We start from the raw sequence: 15,351 nt of genomic DNA on the forward strand, positions 1-15,351 counted from the left end.
CGCTTTAAGCGCCTAAACGCAAAAGATTTTTAACAAAATCTCTCGCGTGTTTTCAGCCGTGATCTCAACGGGATTACCGCCTGTGCTCGGATCTTCTAGCGCGCCTGAAACGATCCGCTCAATGTCAGGGACTTCAATACCCAATCCGAGAAGCGACGGCGGAATTTGCAGTGAAGCGATCAAATCGTCCACAAAAGCGCAAGACCCATCGAATTCCTCGGACACTCCAAGATAGGCCGCCGCCTGCCCGATCGCGCCGTCAATGGCCGGCCTGCTAAACTGCAAAACCGCCGGCATGCAGACCGCATTCATGGTGCCATGATACGTATGATAAATCGCGCCGAAGGGATGCGACAAAGCATGGACCCCTCCCAACCCTTTTTGAAAAGCAGTCGCGCCCATGGCGACCGCAGACATCATTTGAACCCGCGCTTCCTAATCGCCCCGTCTGCATAGGCGCACTGCAAATACGCATTCACAAGCCGCATATGCCAGAGCGCGCAGCAAGGTTTGATCTGGGGTCGGTTTGTGATCGCCGGCGATCAGCCTGGCCTCGACACCGCGCCAGCCAAGTGTGAACCGAAGCGCGTGATGCACCCGACAGAGACGAGCAGCACAGAATGGGAAGACTGCGTCGATGACATACGTCTCCGACGCCGAACGTCCACGGCAAGCCTCGGAAAAATCGCGACATAATAGGGAAGAAAATGAAATTGCCACAGAAACTGGGGTCAGTGGCGGAGACGAAGGGATTCGAACCCTCGAACGAGTTTCCCCGTTACTCCCTTAGCAGGGGAGCGCCTTCGACCACTCGGCCACGTCTCCGCTGACGGCTCTAACAGGTTCGCCACGCCGGAAACAAGCAAGAATTGAACCACTTCGCATTTTTGCGTGGCCCTCAGGCCATCCGTGCGTAAAGCCAGTTGGCAATCTGCAGCATTCCGGCGTCCTCGCCCACGCGCCCAACCAGTTGCACCCCAAGCGGCAAGCCGCTTGTAGCGCGCAGCAATGGCAGGTTGATCGCAGGCGTGCCCGCCATCGTCCAAAGTCCGTTCATCACCGAATCTCCGGTCGACGCCAAACCCACCGGTGCCTGCCCCAGCGACGACGGACACAGGATCGCGTCGACCGCTTCGAAAATGCCCGCAAGAGCCGCATTCAACGCCGCCCGACAGCCCTTCGCCGCCTCATAGTCCGCTGCCGCAATGGCTCGCCCTTCGGCAATTGCCGCCTGAGTCTCGGCGCCCAGCGCACTCACATCGCGCTCTACATAATGCTGAAAATTCACCGCCATCTCGGCGAAATTGATCAACCGGCGATTTGCCTCCGCAGTCTGGAAAACGTCCGGCAAATCGCGGACCATAACCGCCTCACCCAAACCCGCGGCAAACGCCTCAAGCGCCGTTCGATACTCCGGCTCCACCCGACTCCAGGCCTGAGGCCGCAAAAACGCGAACCGAGGCGAGCGCCCCAGATCCGCCCTCGCAGGCGCAAGCAACGCAGGCGCCTCAATCGACCGCGTCGCCGCATCGGCCGGGTCATGCCCAAAGAGCACCTCCGCCGCCATCGCCGCGCTCAAAGGATCTGCTGCAAACACGCCCAAAGTATCAAGCGTTTCGGACTGGTTCAGAACCCCGCGCCGCGGGATCGCCCCGAATGTCGGCTTGAAGCCCGTGACCCCGCAAAACGACGCAGGCCGCACAACCGACCCGCCCGTCTGCGTGCCGACGGCCAAAGGCACCATGCCATCCGCCACAGCTGCTGCCGAACCCGACGAGGACCCGCCGGGCGTATGCCCCAGATCGTGCGGATTGCGCGTCTTTCCGGGCGTGAAATAGGCCAGCTCGGTCGTGACGGTCTTGCCCATCATGATCGCACCTGCTGCGCGCAGCCTTTCCGCGACAAACGCATCCCGCTCCGGCACCCGCCCCTTGTCCAAAGCACAGCCATTCTCGGTCGCGATCCCTGCCGTATCGATCACATCCTTCAAACCCACTGGCACCCCATGCAAAGGCCCCAAAACGCCTCCAGCGGCACGATGCGCATCCAATCGCCGTGCTTCGTCCCGCGCCAACTCGAAATCGACCCACACCCATGCCCGCACATCCGCCTCACGCGCTTCGATACGGGAAATGCAGCGATCGACCAACGCCAGCGCCTTCAAATCACCTGACGCCAATTGGTCACGCAACGACAGCGCACTCTCCAAAGGCGCGCCAGACGCCCCAACTGTCTGAAAAACTGCCATTAATTATTGAACAGGAAGTGCAGGACATCCCCGTCCTTCACCACATAAGTCTTACCCTCGGCGCGCATCTTGCCCGCGTCCTTGCAAGGCTGCTCGCCCCCCAAAGTGATGTAATCTTCATAACCAATGGTCTCGGCGCGAATGAACCCCTTCTCGAAGTCTCCATGGATCACGCCAGCCGCCTGAGGTGCCCGTGTGCCGGCCGGAATAGTCCATGCCCGCGCCTCCTTGGGCCCGGCGGTGAAGTAGGTCTGCAAATTCAACAACTCATAGCCCGCCCGGATCAGCCGATCCAATCCGGCCTCAGCCAACCCAAGCTCCTCAAGAAACATCTCGGCCTCGTCCGGCTCAAGCTGCGATATCTCTTCCTCAATCTTCGCCGAAATCACCACCGACGCCGCGCCTTGCGCCGCCGCCATCTCGGCCACGCGCGCCGACTGCGCATTGCCTTGCGAGGCCTCATCCTCCGCCACATTGCTCACGAACAACACCGGCTTCGAGGTCAAAAGCTGCAACATCCCCCAAGCCTTCGCATCCTCGTCAGCGACGTCAACCGTCCGCGCCGGCTGACCGGCCTCCAGGACAGCGCGCGCTTCATTCAACAACCGTTCCTGCTGCACGGCTTCCTTGTCGCCACCACGCACCTTGCGCACGATGTTCTGCAAGCGTCGCTCGATGCTTTCCAGATCCGCCAGCATCAACTCGGTCTCGATTGTCTCCGCATCAGCCACCGGATCGACGCGCCCCTCAACATGAGTGACGTCGCCATCCTCGAAACACCGCAGAACATGCGCAATCGCGTCTACCTCGCGAATGTTCGCCAGAAACTGGTTTCCAAGCCCCTCACCTTTCGAGGCCCCCTTCACCAATCCCGCGATATCCACAAACGTCATCCGTGTGGGAATGATTGACTTCGACTTGGCGATCTCCGCCAACCGGTCCAGCCGCGCATCAGGCACCGCCACCTCGCCCACATTGGGCTCGATCGTGCAAAACGGAAAATTCGCCGCCTGGGCTGCCGCCGTGCGCGTCAACGCATTGAACAACGTCGACTTGCCCACATTAGGCAGTCCCACAATTCCCATCTTGAAGCCCATCTGACGCTCTCCCTGGCATGTCGCGAGATGGCTCTACCCCCCACCCCCGAAAGAGGCAAGCGCCGCAGCCCTAATCACGCCTCGCCCGCGCCGTCGCGGCCTGAAAAATGATGAACCATGCCAGCAGAATGAACATCGGATGCGTCAACCCGCCCGAGAAAAGCAGCGCCGGCACCCAGATCAGAAACACGACAATCGCCAGAAATGGCCGGCCGGCAAAAACAATCGATAAAGGCGGCAAAAGGATCGCAAGAATATAATTCATACTCCTTCACATAAGAAACCACCCGGCTCCTGTCCACTCCGCCGCCACCCCTTCTTTTTGGCGAAAATATCCAAGACGCCGACCAAAGGGAGGCGGGGGACTGCATCTCCCTCCCCGCGACACCCAAAATGGCGGCGCAACACTTGCATCCCACCGCCAGTTGAGCGACTTAAAACCCTGACCAACAAGAGTACACCGCCATGACCCGGATCGACGCCAAATTCGCCGACCTCGCCTCCAGAGGCCAAAAGGCCTTCGTCACTTATGTGATGGCTGGCGACCCCGACTACGACACCTCGCTCGAGATCGTGCGCGGCCTGCCTGCCGCCGGTGTCGACGTGATCGAACTGGGCGTGCCCTTTACCGACCCGATGGCCGACGGCGCCACGATCCAACTTGCCGGCCAGCGCGCCCTCGAAGGCGGCATGACGCTGCAACGCACACTTGATCTCGCCCGCGCCTTCCGTGAAAGCGACGATACCACCCCGATCGTGCTCATGGGCTACTACAACCCGATCTACTCTCGCGGCGTGGACAGATTCCTCCAAGATGCCAAGGCGGCCGGCATCGACGGGCTGATCGTGGTGGACCTTCCACCCGAAGAAGACGCCGAACTCTGCATCCCGGCCCAGAAAGCGGGCCTGAACTTCATCCGCCTCGCCACTCCCACAACAGACGACAAACGCCTGCCGAAGGTGCTCCAGAACACTTCGGGCTTCGTCTACTACGTCTCGATCACAGGGATCACCGGCGCGGCCAACGCGGTCGCTACCGATGTCGGCCCCGAAGTCGCTCGGATTAAATCGCAAACCGATTTGCCCATCATCGTGGGCTTCGGCATCAAGACCCCCGAGGGGGCCGCCGACATCGCGCGCGTCGCAGACGGCGCGGTGGTCGGCTCGGCGATTGTCGAAAAGATTGCAAAAGGTCAAAGTCCGGCCGATGTGCTGTCCTTTGTAAAGTCACTCGCGGATGGCGCGCACAGCGCCTAAGCCTCGATCTCGTCGTATTCCGAGCCAAGCCGCGAATACCGCTGCTCCATCAGCGTGTCCAAAGGTGCGTCCTCTGGATCTTCCGGTTTCCGGCGCCCGAAGATCACACCCAAAAAAGACTCCAATATCGATGCCGACAAGATAATTCCGGCCAAAGTCAGTACTTCCATAACAACATTCCTCGTAACTCGCCCCCGGATGGAAATTCAGGGCTCGCACCGCTGGCGAAATCGGACAGCGGACACAACGACAGGTCAGGCCAAAAGCCACGGCCTCGCCGTCAGCGCGGGCCCTACCGATTAACTGCTGTAAGAGATATAGCGACGATGAACTGGACGATCCGCCACTTCGGTCTCTTCCGGCTGGTCAGGCCAGATGAACCGCTCGTAGTCGGCGACATGCTCTTCACGACGCGCATCCCGACGCGCTTTGATAAGCACACCCGCAGCCACGATAAACGGCACGGAATACAAGACATAGGGAAGGTGAAGCCAAATCTCACTCATAACACAACACTCACAACACAAAAGATTTACAGCTAGGTTTATAGATTATCTATGTGGCCATATTTGGGCGCAATGAGGGCATTTACGCCTCAATTTCACCTCGGATCCGCCGTATTCCGACTGCCGTCCAAGCATTAAAAAACCCGGGCGCGCGCGCCCGGGTCAAGTTTACTCAATTGACTGAATGGAAGGGAGATCAGCCTTTCGAGAAGTCTGGATAGGCTTCCATACCAAGCTCGGATGTATCGAGACCCTGGATTTCGGCTTCTTCGCTAACGCGGATGCCCATCAGTCCCTTCAGCACCATCCAGAGGATGTAGCTGACAACGAATGTGAACACACCGTAAGCGACGATACCCGTCAGTTGAACCACAAGGCTCGCGTCGCTGTTGTAGAAGACAACCGCAATGGTGCCCCAGATGCCTGCGAACAGGTGAACCGGGATCGCACCGACCACGTCGTCAATCTTCAGCTTGTCCAGCATCGGAACCGTGAAGACCACGATGATACCACCGACCGCACCGATCCACAGCGCACCGAACAAGGTTGGCGCAAGAGGCTCGGCAGTGATCGACACCAGACCGGCAAGCGCGCCGTTCAGAACCATCGTCAGGTCGACTTTCTTGTACATGACCTGCGTCATCAGCAGAGCTGCGATCGCACCAGCAGCTGCCGCCATGTTGGTGTTGGCAAAGATGCGCGAGACGTCCGTGATGTCGCCCACGGTGCCGGCAGCAAGCTGCGAACCACCGTTGAAACCGAACCAACCAAGCCACAGGATGAACGTACCCAAAGTCGCCAGCGCAAGGTTCGAGCCGGGCATCGGATGCACTCTGCCGTCCTTGTACTTGCCGATACGCGCGCCAAGCACCAAGGCACCAGCCAAAGCAGCCCAGCCACCAACCGAGTGAACGATCGTCGAACCGGCGAAGTCAGAGAAACCCATCTCCGACAGCCAACCGCCGCCCCACTGCCACGAACCCGTGATCGGATACATAAAGCCCGTCAGGACGACAACGAAGACCAGGAACGGCCACAGCTTGATGCGCTCGGCCAGAACACCGGACACGATCGACGCCGTTGCGGCGACGAACATCAACTGGAAGAAGAAGTCCGAACCGACGGATGCATAATCAAGCGAGGCATCAGCCGCCGCCAGACCAACCGGCTCCAGAGATGTCGGCACGAAGTTGAAGGCAAAGTAGCCGTTGAACTCGCCCGGATACATCAGGTTGAACCCGACCAGCCAGTACATAACAGAAGCAATCGAGAACAAGGCGATGTTCTTTGTAAGCTGCATTGTCACGTTTTTGGAACGCACAAGGCCCGCTTCCAGCATGGCAAAACCAGCTGCCATCCAGAACACCAAAAAACCACCAACAAGGAACAAAAGCGTGGTCAGGATGTAAGGTTGAATGTCAGGCGCTGCGTCTTGCGCCAAAGCGAAGGTCGGCAGCAAAGCCGCACCAGCCGTCGCAGTGATGAGTGTTTTATAGTTCATTTCGCGTATCCCCTTCTGCGCGGATCAAATTGCGTCGTCGTTCGTCTCGCCCGTGCGGACACGCAGAGCGCTTTGCACATCGAGAACGAAGATTTTGCCATCACCGATCTTGTCGGTCTTTGCCGTTGTCGCGATGGTCTCGACGACCTGATCCGCCATGCTGGCTGCGACCACGATCTCAAGTTTGACCTTCGGCACGAAGTTCACGGCATATTCGGCGCCGCGATAGATTTCTGTGTGTCCCGACTGCGAGCCGAAGCCCTTGATCTCGGTCACCATCATGCCGCGCACACCGATGGACGTGAGCGCCTCGCGCACCTCCTCCAGCTTGAACGGCTTAATTGCTGCAATGATAAGTTTCATCGTTCCCCTTCCGACTAAGCGAGCCCCTGCGCTCGCATCACGGGCAACAAAGAGCGTTGCCGCACCGCGGCGGCAAGGAACCGAGGGGTTGTTTGCAGGGCAAAAAACAACCGACTTGCACAATTTTTGCACAAATTAGGCGTTTCGATTAAATTTTAGTCATTCAGATAACGCCCTGACGCAACGGACCGAGCGGAAATCGCTCTCTACATTTTGTGATTCAGTGCCTATGTTAGATACCAGAGCAGTATTGGACCCATCGGTATGAGTGGCACGGGCAAAGGGCGGCCGCCGCTGGTTGCAGACAAAAGACAGTCGAAAAAAGCAACAGCAGCAGCAAAACCCCGCACGACCAGAACCAGACGCAAGAAACCCGTGCAACGCACGCGGTCGCGCAATCCGTTCGTGTGGCTATTTCGGTTTCTGCTCCGGCTTGTCTGGGGTATCGGGTGGCGCGTCACGGCCATCGCCACTATGCTGGTCGGCGGTGCCGTCGTCTTCTATGCTGCTACGCTGCCACCGGTGAACACGCTTCTTGATGGCCGCGCACGCGGCTCGGTCACTATGCTGGACCGCACAGGCCAGGTCTTTGCCTGGCGCGGCGAACAATTCGGCGGCCAGATCACCGCCGAAACCGTCTCGCCCTTTCTCAAGAACGCCATCATCGCCACCGAGGACCGCCGCTTTTACAGCCACTTCGGTCTCTCGCCGCGCGGCATCGCCAGCGCGATCCGCATCAACCTTTCGGAAGGACGCGGCCCCCTGTCCGGCCACGGCGGCTCGACCATCACCCAACAAACGGCGAAACTCCTCTGCCTCGGCACGCCTTTTGACCCTACCAGTGGCATGTCCGAGGCCGAATTCGAAACCGACTGCCGCCGCACGACGCTGGTGCGCAAGATGAAAGAAGCCGTCTATTCGATGGCAATGGAACTGCGCTATTCCAAAGACGATATTCTGACGATCTATCTCAACCGCGCCTATCTCGGCGCTGGCTCACGCGGGTTCGAAGCCGCCGCACAACGCTATTTCGGCCGCTCCGCGAACGAGCTTCTGCCCTCCGAAGCCGCGATGCTTGCAGGCCTCCTCGTCGCCCCCACGCGCTATGCACCAACAGCCAACCTTCAACGCTCGCGCGATCGCGCGAACCTGATCATCGGCCTGATGGAAGATCAGGGCAAACTCACCGCAGACGAAGCCCGCTTCGCACGCGCCAACCCCGCCACCCTGTCCGAGGCCGCCGAAGCCCGCGCCGGAGGCTACTTTGCCGACTGGGTCATGGACCAGGGGCCGGCCTTCCTGACCGACGACACCACCGAGGACGTGGTGATCCGGACGACATTCGACCAGCAAATCCAGACATCCGCCGAAGAGGCGCTGCAATGGGTCTTCGACAACAAGGTCCGCGAGGGAAGTGAAGCCCAAGCCGCCATCGTCGTGATGAGCGCCGACGGCGCCGTGCGCGCCATGGTCGGCGGGCGCAAATTCCGCGGTATCGCTGGCCAGTTCAACCGTGCGATACAGGCCAAGCGCCAAACCGGATCGGCCTTCAAACCCTTTGTCTACGGCGCGGCCCTCGACCTTGGATATTCTCCGAACGACACCGTCACCGATGAACCCCTCTGCATGGACGTCCCCGGCTCGGGCCAATGGTGTCCCTCGAACTATTCCCGCGATTACAAAGGCCTGGTTACCCTGACCGAAGCGCTCGCCCAATCACTCAACATTCCCGCCGTAAAGGTCTTCGACCGCGTCGGTCGCGAAGCGGTGGTCAAGATCGCCTCGGACTTCGGCATCGAAAGCGACCTTGCAGTCGGCCCTGCGCTTGCGCTTGGCACATCCGAATCCACGCTGCTTGAAATGACAGGCGCCTACGCAGGGATCCTGAACGGTGGTTCTTCCGTGGCCCCCTACGGCCTTGTCGAACTCAGCCTGAAGGGCGACAGCGATCCGCTTTTGTCACAGGAAGGCGGCATCGGCGAGCGCGTCATCACTGAAGAGGCGGCACGCCAGCTAACCTATATGATGAGCGAAGTGATCTACCGCGGTACCGGCACCCGCGCCCGCCTCGATGGCCGCCCGGCCGCAGGCAAGACCGGCACGACCCAGGCCGCACGTGACGCCTGGTTCATCGGCTTCACCGCAGATTACGTCGCGGGCGTCTGGATGGGGTACGACGACAACACGCCGCTGTCAGGAGTCACGGGCGGTGGTCTGCCCGCCGAGATTTGGCACGAAACCATGACGCGCGTTCACGAAGGCTTGCCCGCGCGCAGCCTGCCGATGGCCGCGCCTGCCCCGTCCCGTCAGGTCGCAACCGAACAGCGCCCGCGCCGCGACGGGAACCGCGGCGGTGACAACACGGTCGAGCGCGTTATCCTGAACGTCCTGAACGAGTTGTTCGGCAACTGAGGTTAGCTGTCTTTCCCCCGCTATCGCGGGCGATCCATGCGAGGGGCTTTGCCCCTCGCGCTCCCCAGGATATTTTCGCCAAAAAGAAAGCCGCCGGAATTGCAGGCGTCAGAGCGCCTTCTTGAACCCGAAATGACTGGCCACGAACCCAGCCCGTTCATAGAACCGGCGCGTTTCGTCGCGATTTTTGTTCATAGTGAGCTGCAATAAGACCGCCCCCGCAGCGCGCGCGCGTTTTTCGGCATCTTCTACAAGAAGCGCCCCGATTCCCTGCCCACGGAAGCCCGACGCAACGCGAACACCTTCGATTTGGGCGCGCCGCGCACCCGCCAGTGATATGCCCGGTATGATCGTAATCTGATAGGTCGCGATGATCCGCGCCTCACGCTCGCCAACGATCAGGCGATTGCCCGGCATCGCCATCATATCGGCAAAGGCCGCAAGATAGATTTCGGGCGTCGCGGTTTCGCGCATCTGCCCCAGGCCGTCATCGCGCAGTAGTTCAACGGCAGCCGCAACGTCGCGCCGACCCGCTACGCGGAACGCCAAAGTCATCCAGCCGCCTCAATGAAAGCCTTGATCGCGGCAATGTCCTTGATGCCGGGGGCGCTTTCCACGCCCGATGACACATCGACCTGCCGCGCCCCTGTCAGAGCAACCGCCTCGGCCACATTTTCGGGCGTCAGTCCGCCAGCCAGCATCCAGGGGCAGGCGAACCTCTGCCCGACCAGCAGGCGCCAATCGAACGCAAGCCCGTTGCCCCCCGGCAAATCGGCCCCCGCCGCAGGCTTGGCGTCGATCAGCACCTGATCGGCAACCTCGCCGTAGGCCCGCACCGCATCAAGGTCGCCCTCCTGCGAAACACCAACCGCCTTCATCACCGGCAACCCAAAATGCGCGCGCACTTCGGCCACCCGCGCGACGTCCTCGTGTCCGTGAAGCTGCAACATGTCCAAACCGACGCCGCTGGTCAGCGCGTTCAGGAACGCGTCATCTGCATCCACGACCAAAGCCACCTTCGCAACACCGGGCGGCACGGCCAGCGACAAGGCAGCCCCTTGCGCGATCGTCACGTTGCGTGGCGATTTTGCGAAAAAGACAAAGCCCACATATGCCGCGCCAGCTTCGGCAGCGGCGACCACGGTTTCGCGCGTGGACAAGCCACAGATTTTGGTACGTGTTCGTCGTGTCATTTCAGGCGCTCAACCTCGGCAGGCGGTCATTTGCCCTCGAGCAAGGCCAATACGTCATCACCGGGTTTCTGCTTCTGCCCGGCCGCCCCAATGGCACGCTCCAACTCTACGCGTGAGCGGCGCTCCACCACAGCGTCTCGGCGATACTTGTGCTCGCGGATCCACTCCCAGACGAACCCAAGCACCACGCCGAACATGACCGCAATCAACAGGACCACGAACACGGGCAAGGTGATTTGCCACGAAAACCCGAACAGCCCCGTCAGTTCCTCGGGCAGCAGCCGCAAGGTAATAGGCCCCCGGTTCGCGATTGCGACCGTCACCATGACGATCGCAAGCGCGGCCAGTATTGCATAGCGTAGATAGCGCATAGACGCCTCTGTCCTATTTTCCGTTCAAACGGTCGCGAAGAAGTTTGCCGGTCTTGAAGAACGGCACGTGCTTTTCTTCCACCTGAACGCTTTCACCGGTGCGCGGGTTGCGGCCAGTGCGGGCATCCCGCTTCTTGACGGAAAACGCGCCAAAGCCGCGCAGCTCTACCCTGTCGCCGCGTGCCATGGCATCGATAATCTCGTCAAAGATCGTCGACACAATCCGTTCGACGTCGCGTTGATACAGGTGGGGATTTTCGTCTGCGATCTTTTGGACCAGTTCTGATCTGATCATGTATCCCCCCTTGGGTTGTTTTGCATTGCTCCGCGTCTCTGGCGGACGCAGTAGGTAAAGAGACTATAGGCGCAAACCGCAGCAGAAAAAACCAATATGGCATCTCATTTGCGCCGAAAATTTGCTCTATCGCCCTGAAAAACGTGGGAAAACGCGAACCAGCCGTGATTTCGGCGGGTTCGAAAATTGCGCGGGCGTTTTTTCTGCTCCGCGGCGGGGGATGCGATTCGTGCCGGATTCCGCGTCAGTCGACGCCCCGACAGCCACCCGGAAAAGCAAAAGGCCCGCGGTGAAAACCGCGGGCCCTTCCATCCCGAAAGCCGGGAACGTTCTTACTTGTCGTCGCCCTTCAAGGCCGCGCCAAGGATGTCGCCAAGCGAAGCGCCCGAGTCCGAGGAACCATACTGTTCAACGGCCTCTTTCTCTTCTGCAATCTCGCGGGCCTTGATCGACAGACCCAGACGGCGGGTCTTGGCGTCGACGTTGGTGACGCGCACGTCAACCTTGTCGCCTACCGCAAACCGGTCAGGGCGCTGTTCGGCACGATCACGAGACAGGTCGGAACGACGGATGAACGACTTCATGCCTTCGTATTCGACCTCGACACCACCGTCTTCGATGGATGTCACGACAACAGTGATGATCGAGCCGCGCTTCACACCATCTACAACTTCGGTGAAGCTGTCATCCAGTGCCTTCACAGACAGCGAGATACGCTCTTTCTCGACGTCCACTTCGGTGACAACGGCCTGAACCGTGTCGCCCTTGCGGAAGTCCTGAATGGCGTCTTCGCCGCGCTGATCCCAGCTCAGGTCCGACAGGTGAACCATGCCGTCGATGTCGTTCTCAAGCCCGATGAACAGACCGAATTCGGTGATGTTCTTGACCTCGCCTTCGACATTCGTGCCGACAGGGTGCGTCTCCGCAAAGACTTCCCATGGGTTACGCTGTGTCTGCTTCAGACCAAGCGATACACGGCGCTTTGCACTGTCGATTTCCAGAACCATGACTTCGACTTCCTGAGACGTCGACACGATCTTGCCGGGATGGACGTTCTTCTTCGTCCAGGACATTTCGGAAACGTGAACCAGACCTTCGACACCGGCTTCCAGCTCAACGAACGCACCGTAATCGGTGATGTTCGTCACGCGGCCCTGATGCGTTGTGCCAAGCGCGTATTTCGCTTCGACCGCATCCCATGGATCGTCCTGAAGCTGCTTCATGCCAAGGCTGATGCGGTGGGTATCTTTGTTGATCTTGATGATCTGAACCTTCACCGTCTCGCCAATCTGTACGATCTCGGATGGGTGGTTCACACGACGCCATGCCATGTCCGTGACGTGCAACAGACCGTCGACACCGCCCAGATCTACGAACGCACCGTACTCGGTGATGTTCTTGACCACACCGTCGACGGCATCGCCCTCGGTGATGTTCGCAATGACTTCAGCACGCTGTTCGGCGCGGCTTTCTTCAAGGATCGCACGACGCGAGACAACGATGTTGCCACGACGACGGTCCATTTTCAGGATTTGGAACGGCTGCTTCAGACCCATCAACGGGCCAGCGTCGCGCACAGGACGGACGTCCACCTGGCTGCCGGGAAGGAACGCAACCGCGCCGCCCAGATCGACCGTGAAGCCGCCCTTGACGCGACCGAAGATAGCACCTTCGACCTTGGTTTCGTCGGCATATGCCTTTTCCAGCTTGTCCCATGCAGCTTCGCGGCGGGCTTTGTCGCGGCTGATCGACGCTTCACCACGCGCGTTTTCGACACGGTCAAGGAACACCTCGACCTCGTCACCAACTGCGATTTCTGGGGCTTCACCGGGGTTGGCGAATTCTTTCAGTTCAACGCGGCCTTCCATTTTGTAGCCGACGTCGATGATGGCTTGGCCCGCTTCGATTGCGATGACTTTGCCTTTGACGACAGACCCTTCGTCGGGTGTGTCCATTTCGAAGCTTTCTGAAAGGAGGGCTTCGAATTCCTCCATAGTTGCTTTAGCGCACATGCGTTTTTCGTTTCCTATCTACGGTTTTGTCTGGCCGCGCGGTTGTCTCCGCCGGTCTTGGTTCATGCCCACCTTGGGTGAGACGGTTTGGTCTGCGGTTGCTCCGCGTAAACGCAAAATAGAAGGGCCGGCGGTAACCGACCCTACTCAAGTCTCTGCGCTCACGATTGTAACCACCGCTTTGACGCGCGCTTCATAGGGCGATTGGCCCTGTAACGCAAGCCTTTCAGCGACTTCGCGGCCGATATGCGCCTGCAACCCCGCCACCGACCAAGGCACCTGCCTTCGCTTTACTTATCTGAAAACATACAAAATCCCGATTCCGAGCGATGCGGCCCATACTGTATACCATAGAACACACTGAAAACATGGAGATAATTCCTTGAAAGCGGTCATTCTCCGCCTATTTGCACCACTACGAAAACAGGAGACCGCAATCCCATGCCGAAGCCGAACACGAAGTTTGAACTCGACGTCGAAGATCTCGACCTGATCGAGACCGCGCTGCACAAAGCCAAGCGCGACCAAGACATCGACAAACGCCGGATCCACGATCTTCTGGGCCGTCTGCACAATCAAAAGGTCTTCTTCCGCCCTCGCGGCACCTACGTCGGCGGCTAGGTCACTGCGCCAACGCCGCCACGCGTTCCGTGTAGGCCTGCAAATGCGTCACCAGATGGTCGACCACCAGATGCACGGGGCTATCCGGCCCCACATTTGCAGGCCAAACCGCATAAAGCTCCACCGGGTTCAGCACCAGATCCGGCAACAGCCTCACCAGGCGCCCTTCGCTCACCGGACCAATCAGGTCGCAGCGCACAGACGCGAACACCCCAAATCCGGCTTCACAGAACGCCGCGCCCATAATGACCGAATCCATCGTGACCCGCACCGGCATGTCCGGCACGGACTCCGACGGTTCCGCCAACACCACCTTCGGCACCGCGCCTTCCGGGCTCTCGATCCAGTCCCATCCCGCAATGTCGTCCAAACTCTGTGGCATCCCGCGCTCGGCCACATACGCAGCACTCGCCACCAACCAGACCTCGTCGCGATATACTCTGCGCGCCTTGTACGGCGAATCCGCCAGACCCCGAAACCCGCCCCGGATCGCAAGATCATAATGCGACCCCTCAAGATCGACGAGGGTATCCCCGAAGTGCAGCGTCAGGTGCAGCTTTGGAAACTGCGCAACCATCGCGACGTGAAATCCCTGAAAGAGCGGATGCGCCGACCCTGACGGCATGGTGATCCTCAGACGTCCCTCGGGTTGCTCCCGCCGCCGCGACATCGCCCCCAGTCCTGCCTCCGCCGCGTCCGTCATCCGCCGCGCGCTCTCCAGCAACTCCGACCCTGCATCCGTCAGCGATATCCGTCGGGTCGTGCGATAGAGCAGCGCAAAGCCAAGATGATCCTCCAACTGACTCACATGATGGCTAACCACTGAAGGCGACAGCCCCAGCTTCTTCGCTGCCCCCCGAAACGAGCCGGCGTCTATCACGGCCTTGAAAACGGCCATTCTATGCATCTGATCCAACATTGTGCGATCTCATAGAACAATAAAACACAGAAATCACGGATTATCTCGCAATACCTCATGCTGCAATGTGAAATCACCACATCAACAGCAAGGACACACCATGACCCGCATGATCTCAATCGCCCGCATCGACCCCAGCAAAAAGCGCGAAGACTGGATCGCTGAACACGACGCCAAGTTCGGCCAATACGCCACCATCGCCGGTGCCTTCGCCCATCCCGAAGACAAGAACCAAATTGCCGTCGTGATGAATGTCACCGACCTCGACGGCCTACGCGCCGCCTCCCGCTCCGCCGACGGCGACACCTTCATGCGCGAGCGCGGCTTCATCGAACAACTAGACTACTTCCTCGAGGCCTGATCCATGCGCCTCACAAAACTCATCATCCGCCTTATCGACGGTACCCCGGCCCCGCGCCCCACAAAGTCCACCGACGATCTCCTCATCGACTTCGTCTGCTCCCAGCAAGACCTGCCGTTCTTCATGTATCCGCCGATCAGCCGGCGCTAAAACGCAAAACGCCCGGAGCCAGACCAGCTCCGGGCGCATTCAGAT

At 59.7% G+C, this 15,351-nt stretch carries 19 protein-coding genes and 1 tRNA gene; 5 read left to right on the forward strand and 15 right to left on the reverse strand.

Annotated elements, in window-relative coordinates; translation table 11 throughout:
* Window positions 1–12 precede the first annotated feature (12 nt).
* The 5 genes from BOA8489_RS09225 to BOA8489_RS09250 all read right to left on the reverse strand — a co-directional run bounded on the left by BOA8489_RS09225 (window position 13) and on the right by BOA8489_RS09250 (window position 3,610).
* Window positions 13–420, reverse strand: coding sequence for a dehydroquinate synthase/iron-containing alcohol dehydrogenase family protein (locus BOA8489_RS09225; RefSeq protein WP_217897937.1), 408 nt, complete (start codon window positions 418–420; stop codon window positions 13–15).
* A gap of 315 nt (window positions 421–735) precedes the next feature.
* A tRNA-Ser gene (locus tag BOA8489_RS09235) sits at window positions 736–825 on the reverse strand.
* 73 nt (window positions 826–898) lie between these two features.
* Window positions 899–2,248: an amidase gene (locus tag BOA8489_RS09240; RefSeq protein WP_093973733.1), complete on the reverse strand. Its 1,350-nt coding sequence runs from the start codon at window positions 2,246–2,248 to the stop codon at window positions 899–901.
* On the reverse strand, window positions 2,248–3,345 hold the full coding sequence (ychF, locus tag BOA8489_RS09245) for a redox-regulated ATPase YchF (protein WP_093973734.1): 1,098 nt from the start codon (window positions 3,343–3,345) through the stop codon (window positions 2,248–2,250). The genes BOA8489_RS09240 and ychF overlap by 1 nt, the downstream gene beginning before the upstream one ends.
* 70 nt (window positions 3,346–3,415) lie before the next feature.
* Window positions 3,416–3,610 (reverse strand): hypothetical protein, encoded by a 195-nt coding sequence (locus BOA8489_RS09250; RefSeq protein WP_093973735.1) that lies wholly within the window; start codon window positions 3,608–3,610, stop codon window positions 3,416–3,418.
* A gap of 200 nt (window positions 3,611–3,810) precedes the next feature.
* Here BOA8489_RS09250 and trpA point away from each other — a divergent pair, with 200 nt between their 5' ends.
* The gene (gene trpA / locus BOA8489_RS09255) at window positions 3,811–4,602 is read left to right on the forward strand and encodes a tryptophan synthase subunit alpha (protein WP_093973736.1); all 792 of its coding nucleotides are present in this window, start codon (window positions 3,811–3,813) and stop codon (window positions 4,600–4,602) included.
* On the opposite strand, the gene BOA8489_RS20415 is transcribed toward trpA, so the two are convergent.
* From BOA8489_RS20415 to BOA8489_RS09270, 4 genes are all read right to left on the reverse strand, one after another.
* Window positions 4,599–4,772, reverse strand: coding sequence for a hypothetical protein (locus BOA8489_RS20415; protein ID WP_176440254.1), 174 nt, complete (start codon window positions 4,770–4,772; stop codon window positions 4,599–4,601). The genes trpA and BOA8489_RS20415 overlap by 4 nt on opposite strands.
* A 129-nt stretch (window positions 4,773–4,901) precedes the next feature.
* Window positions 4,902–5,108, reverse strand: coding sequence for a hypothetical protein (locus BOA8489_RS09260; RefSeq protein WP_093973737.1), 207 nt, complete (start codon window positions 5,106–5,108; stop codon window positions 4,902–4,904).
* Between the two features lie 196 nt (window positions 5,109–5,304).
* Window positions 5,305–6,609, reverse strand: a complete 1,305-nt coding sequence (locus BOA8489_RS09265) for an ammonium transporter AmtB (RefSeq protein ID WP_093973738.1) — start codon at window positions 6,607–6,609, stop codon at window positions 5,305–5,307.
* A 24-nt stretch (window positions 6,610–6,633) separates the two neighbouring features.
* A complete protein-coding gene (locus BOA8489_RS09270; protein WP_093973739.1) occupies window positions 6,634–6,972 on the reverse strand; it encodes a P-II family nitrogen regulator in 339 nt (112 codons plus the stop codon).
* A gap of 264 nt (window positions 6,973–7,236) precedes the next feature.
* Between BOA8489_RS09270 and BOA8489_RS09275 the strand changes: the two genes are divergently transcribed.
* A complete protein-coding gene (locus BOA8489_RS09275) occupies window positions 7,237–9,384 on the forward strand; it encodes a transglycosylase domain-containing protein (protein WP_093973740.1) in 2,148 nt (715 codons plus the stop codon).
* Between the two features lie 108 nt (window positions 9,385–9,492).
* Here the strand turns inward: BOA8489_RS09275 and BOA8489_RS09280 are convergent, their stop codons facing one another.
* The 5 genes from BOA8489_RS09280 to rpsA all read right to left on the reverse strand — a co-directional run bounded on the left by BOA8489_RS09280 (window position 9,493) and on the right by rpsA (window position 13,255).
* Complete coding sequence (locus BOA8489_RS09280) at window positions 9,493–9,939, reverse strand: GNAT family N-acetyltransferase (RefSeq protein ID WP_093973741.1); 447 nt, start codon at window positions 9,937–9,939, stop codon at window positions 9,493–9,495.
* Complete coding sequence (locus tag BOA8489_RS09285) at window positions 9,936–10,577, reverse strand: phosphoribosylanthranilate isomerase (protein WP_093973742.1); 642 nt, start codon at window positions 10,575–10,577, stop codon at window positions 9,936–9,938. The genes BOA8489_RS09280 and BOA8489_RS09285 overlap by 4 nt, the downstream gene beginning before the upstream one ends.
* Window positions 10,578–10,603: 26 nt before the next feature.
* Entirely contained in the window at window positions 10,604–10,948 is a 345-nt protein-coding gene (locus tag BOA8489_RS09290; protein ID WP_093973743.1) for a LapA family protein, read from the reverse strand.
* A gap of 13 nt (window positions 10,949–10,961) precedes the next feature.
* On the reverse strand, window positions 10,962–11,243 hold the full coding sequence (gene ihfB / locus BOA8489_RS09295; protein WP_093973744.1) for an integration host factor subunit beta: 282 nt from the start codon (window positions 11,241–11,243) through the stop codon (window positions 10,962–10,964).
* A 332-nt stretch (window positions 11,244–11,575) separates the two neighbouring features.
* Entirely contained in the window at window positions 11,576–13,255 is a 1,680-nt protein-coding gene (gene rpsA / locus BOA8489_RS09305) for a 30S ribosomal protein S1 (RefSeq protein ID WP_093973746.1), read from the reverse strand.
* Window positions 13,256–13,696: 441 nt separating this feature from the next.
* Between rpsA and BOA8489_RS09310 the strand changes: the two genes are divergently transcribed.
* A complete protein-coding gene (locus BOA8489_RS09310) occupies window positions 13,697–13,876 on the forward strand; it encodes a hypothetical protein (protein ID WP_093973747.1) in 180 nt (59 codons plus the stop codon).
* Window position 13,877: 1 nt separating this feature from the next.
* On the opposite strand, the gene BOA8489_RS09315 is transcribed toward BOA8489_RS09310, so the two are convergent.
* A complete protein-coding gene (locus tag BOA8489_RS09315; RefSeq protein ID WP_093973748.1) occupies window positions 13,878–14,795 on the reverse strand; it encodes a LysR family transcriptional regulator in 918 nt (305 codons plus the stop codon).
* Between the two features lie 100 nt (window positions 14,796–14,895).
* Between BOA8489_RS09315 and BOA8489_RS09320 the strand changes: the two genes are divergently transcribed.
* Both BOA8489_RS09320 and BOA8489_RS20420 read left to right on the forward strand, forming a co-directional pair.
* Window positions 14,896–15,156 carry a hypothetical protein gene (locus BOA8489_RS09320; protein WP_093973749.1) on the forward strand — a complete coding sequence of 87 codons (261 nt, stop codon included), beginning with the start codon at window positions 14,896–14,898 and terminating at the stop codon, window positions 15,154–15,156.
* 3 nt (window positions 15,157–15,159) lie between these two features.
* Window positions 15,160–15,306, forward strand: coding sequence for a hypothetical protein (locus BOA8489_RS20420; protein ID WP_176440255.1), 147 nt, complete (start codon window positions 15,160–15,162; stop codon window positions 15,304–15,306).
* Window positions 15,307–15,351 lie beyond the last annotated feature (45 nt).

This window comes from Boseongicola aestuarii, from assembly GCF_900184815.1.
GTDB lineage: Bacteria > Pseudomonadota > Alphaproteobacteria > Rhodobacterales > Rhodobacteraceae > Boseongicola > Boseongicola aestuarii.

Excerpts from the sequence above, each read along its gene's own strand:
- BOA8489_RS09265 (WP_093973738.1), bottom strand. The coding sequence starts at position 6,609 with ATGAACTATAAAACACTCATCACTGCGACGGCTGGTGCGGCTTTGCTG.
- BOA8489_RS09320 (WP_093973749.1), top strand. The coding sequence starts at position 14,896 with ATGACCCGCATGATCTCAATCGCCCGCATCGACCCCAGCAAAAAGCGC.
- ychF (WP_093973734.1), bottom strand. The coding sequence starts at position 3,345 with ATGGGCTTCAAGATGGGAATTGTGGGACTGCCTAATGTGGGCAAGTCG.
- BOA8489_RS09280 (WP_093973741.1), bottom strand. The coding sequence starts at position 9,939 with ATGACTTTGGCGTTCCGCGTAGCGGGTCGGCGCGACGTTGCGGCTGCC.
- BOA8489_RS09310 (WP_093973747.1), top strand. The coding sequence starts at position 13,697 with ATGCCGAAGCCGAACACGAAGTTTGAACTCGACGTCGAAGATCTCGAC.
- BOA8489_RS09315 (WP_093973748.1), bottom strand. The coding sequence starts at position 14,795 with ATGTTGGATCAGATGCATAGAATGGCCGTTTTCAAGGCCGTGATAGAC.
- BOA8489_RS09290 (WP_093973743.1), bottom strand. The coding sequence starts at position 10,948 with ATGCGCTATCTACGCTATGCAATACTGGCCGCGCTTGCGATCGTCATG.
- trpA (WP_093973736.1), top strand. The coding sequence starts at position 3,811 with ATGACCCGGATCGACGCCAAATTCGCCGACCTCGCCTCCAGAGGCCAA.
- BOA8489_RS09225 (WP_217897937.1), bottom strand. The coding sequence starts at position 420 with ATGATGTCTGCGGTCGCCATGGGCGCGACTGCTTTTCAAAAAGGGTTG.
- rpsA (WP_093973746.1), bottom strand. The coding sequence starts at position 13,255 with ATGTGCGCTAAAGCAACTATGGAGGAATTCGAAGCCCTCCTTTCAGAA.
- BOA8489_RS20415 (WP_176440254.1), bottom strand. The coding sequence starts at position 4,772 with ATGGAAGTACTGACTTTGGCCGGAATTATCTTGTCGGCATCGATATTG.
- BOA8489_RS09250 (WP_093973735.1), bottom strand. The coding sequence starts at position 3,610 with ATGAATTATATTCTTGCGATCCTTTTGCCGCCTTTATCGATTGTTTTT.
- BOA8489_RS20420 (WP_176440255.1), top strand. The coding sequence starts at position 15,160 with ATGCGCCTCACAAAACTCATCATCCGCCTTATCGACGGTACCCCGGCC.
- BOA8489_RS09270 (WP_093973739.1), bottom strand. The coding sequence starts at position 6,972 with ATGAAACTTATCATTGCAGCAATTAAGCCGTTCAAGCTGGAGGAGGTG.
- BOA8489_RS09275 (WP_093973740.1), top strand. The coding sequence starts at position 7,237 with ATGAGTGGCACGGGCAAAGGGCGGCCGCCGCTGGTTGCAGACAAAAGA.
- BOA8489_RS09285 (WP_093973742.1), bottom strand. The coding sequence starts at position 10,577 with ATGACACGACGAACACGTACCAAAATCTGTGGCTTGTCCACGCGCGAA.
- BOA8489_RS09240 (WP_093973733.1), bottom strand. The coding sequence starts at position 2,248 with ATGGCAGTTTTTCAGACAGTTGGGGCGTCTGGCGCGCCTTTGGAGAGT.
- ihfB (WP_093973744.1), bottom strand. The coding sequence starts at position 11,243 with ATGATCAGATCAGAACTGGTCCAAAAGATCGCAGACGAAAATCCCCAC.
- BOA8489_RS09260 (WP_093973737.1), bottom strand. The coding sequence starts at position 5,108 with ATGAGTGAGATTTGGCTTCACCTTCCCTATGTCTTGTATTCCGTGCCG.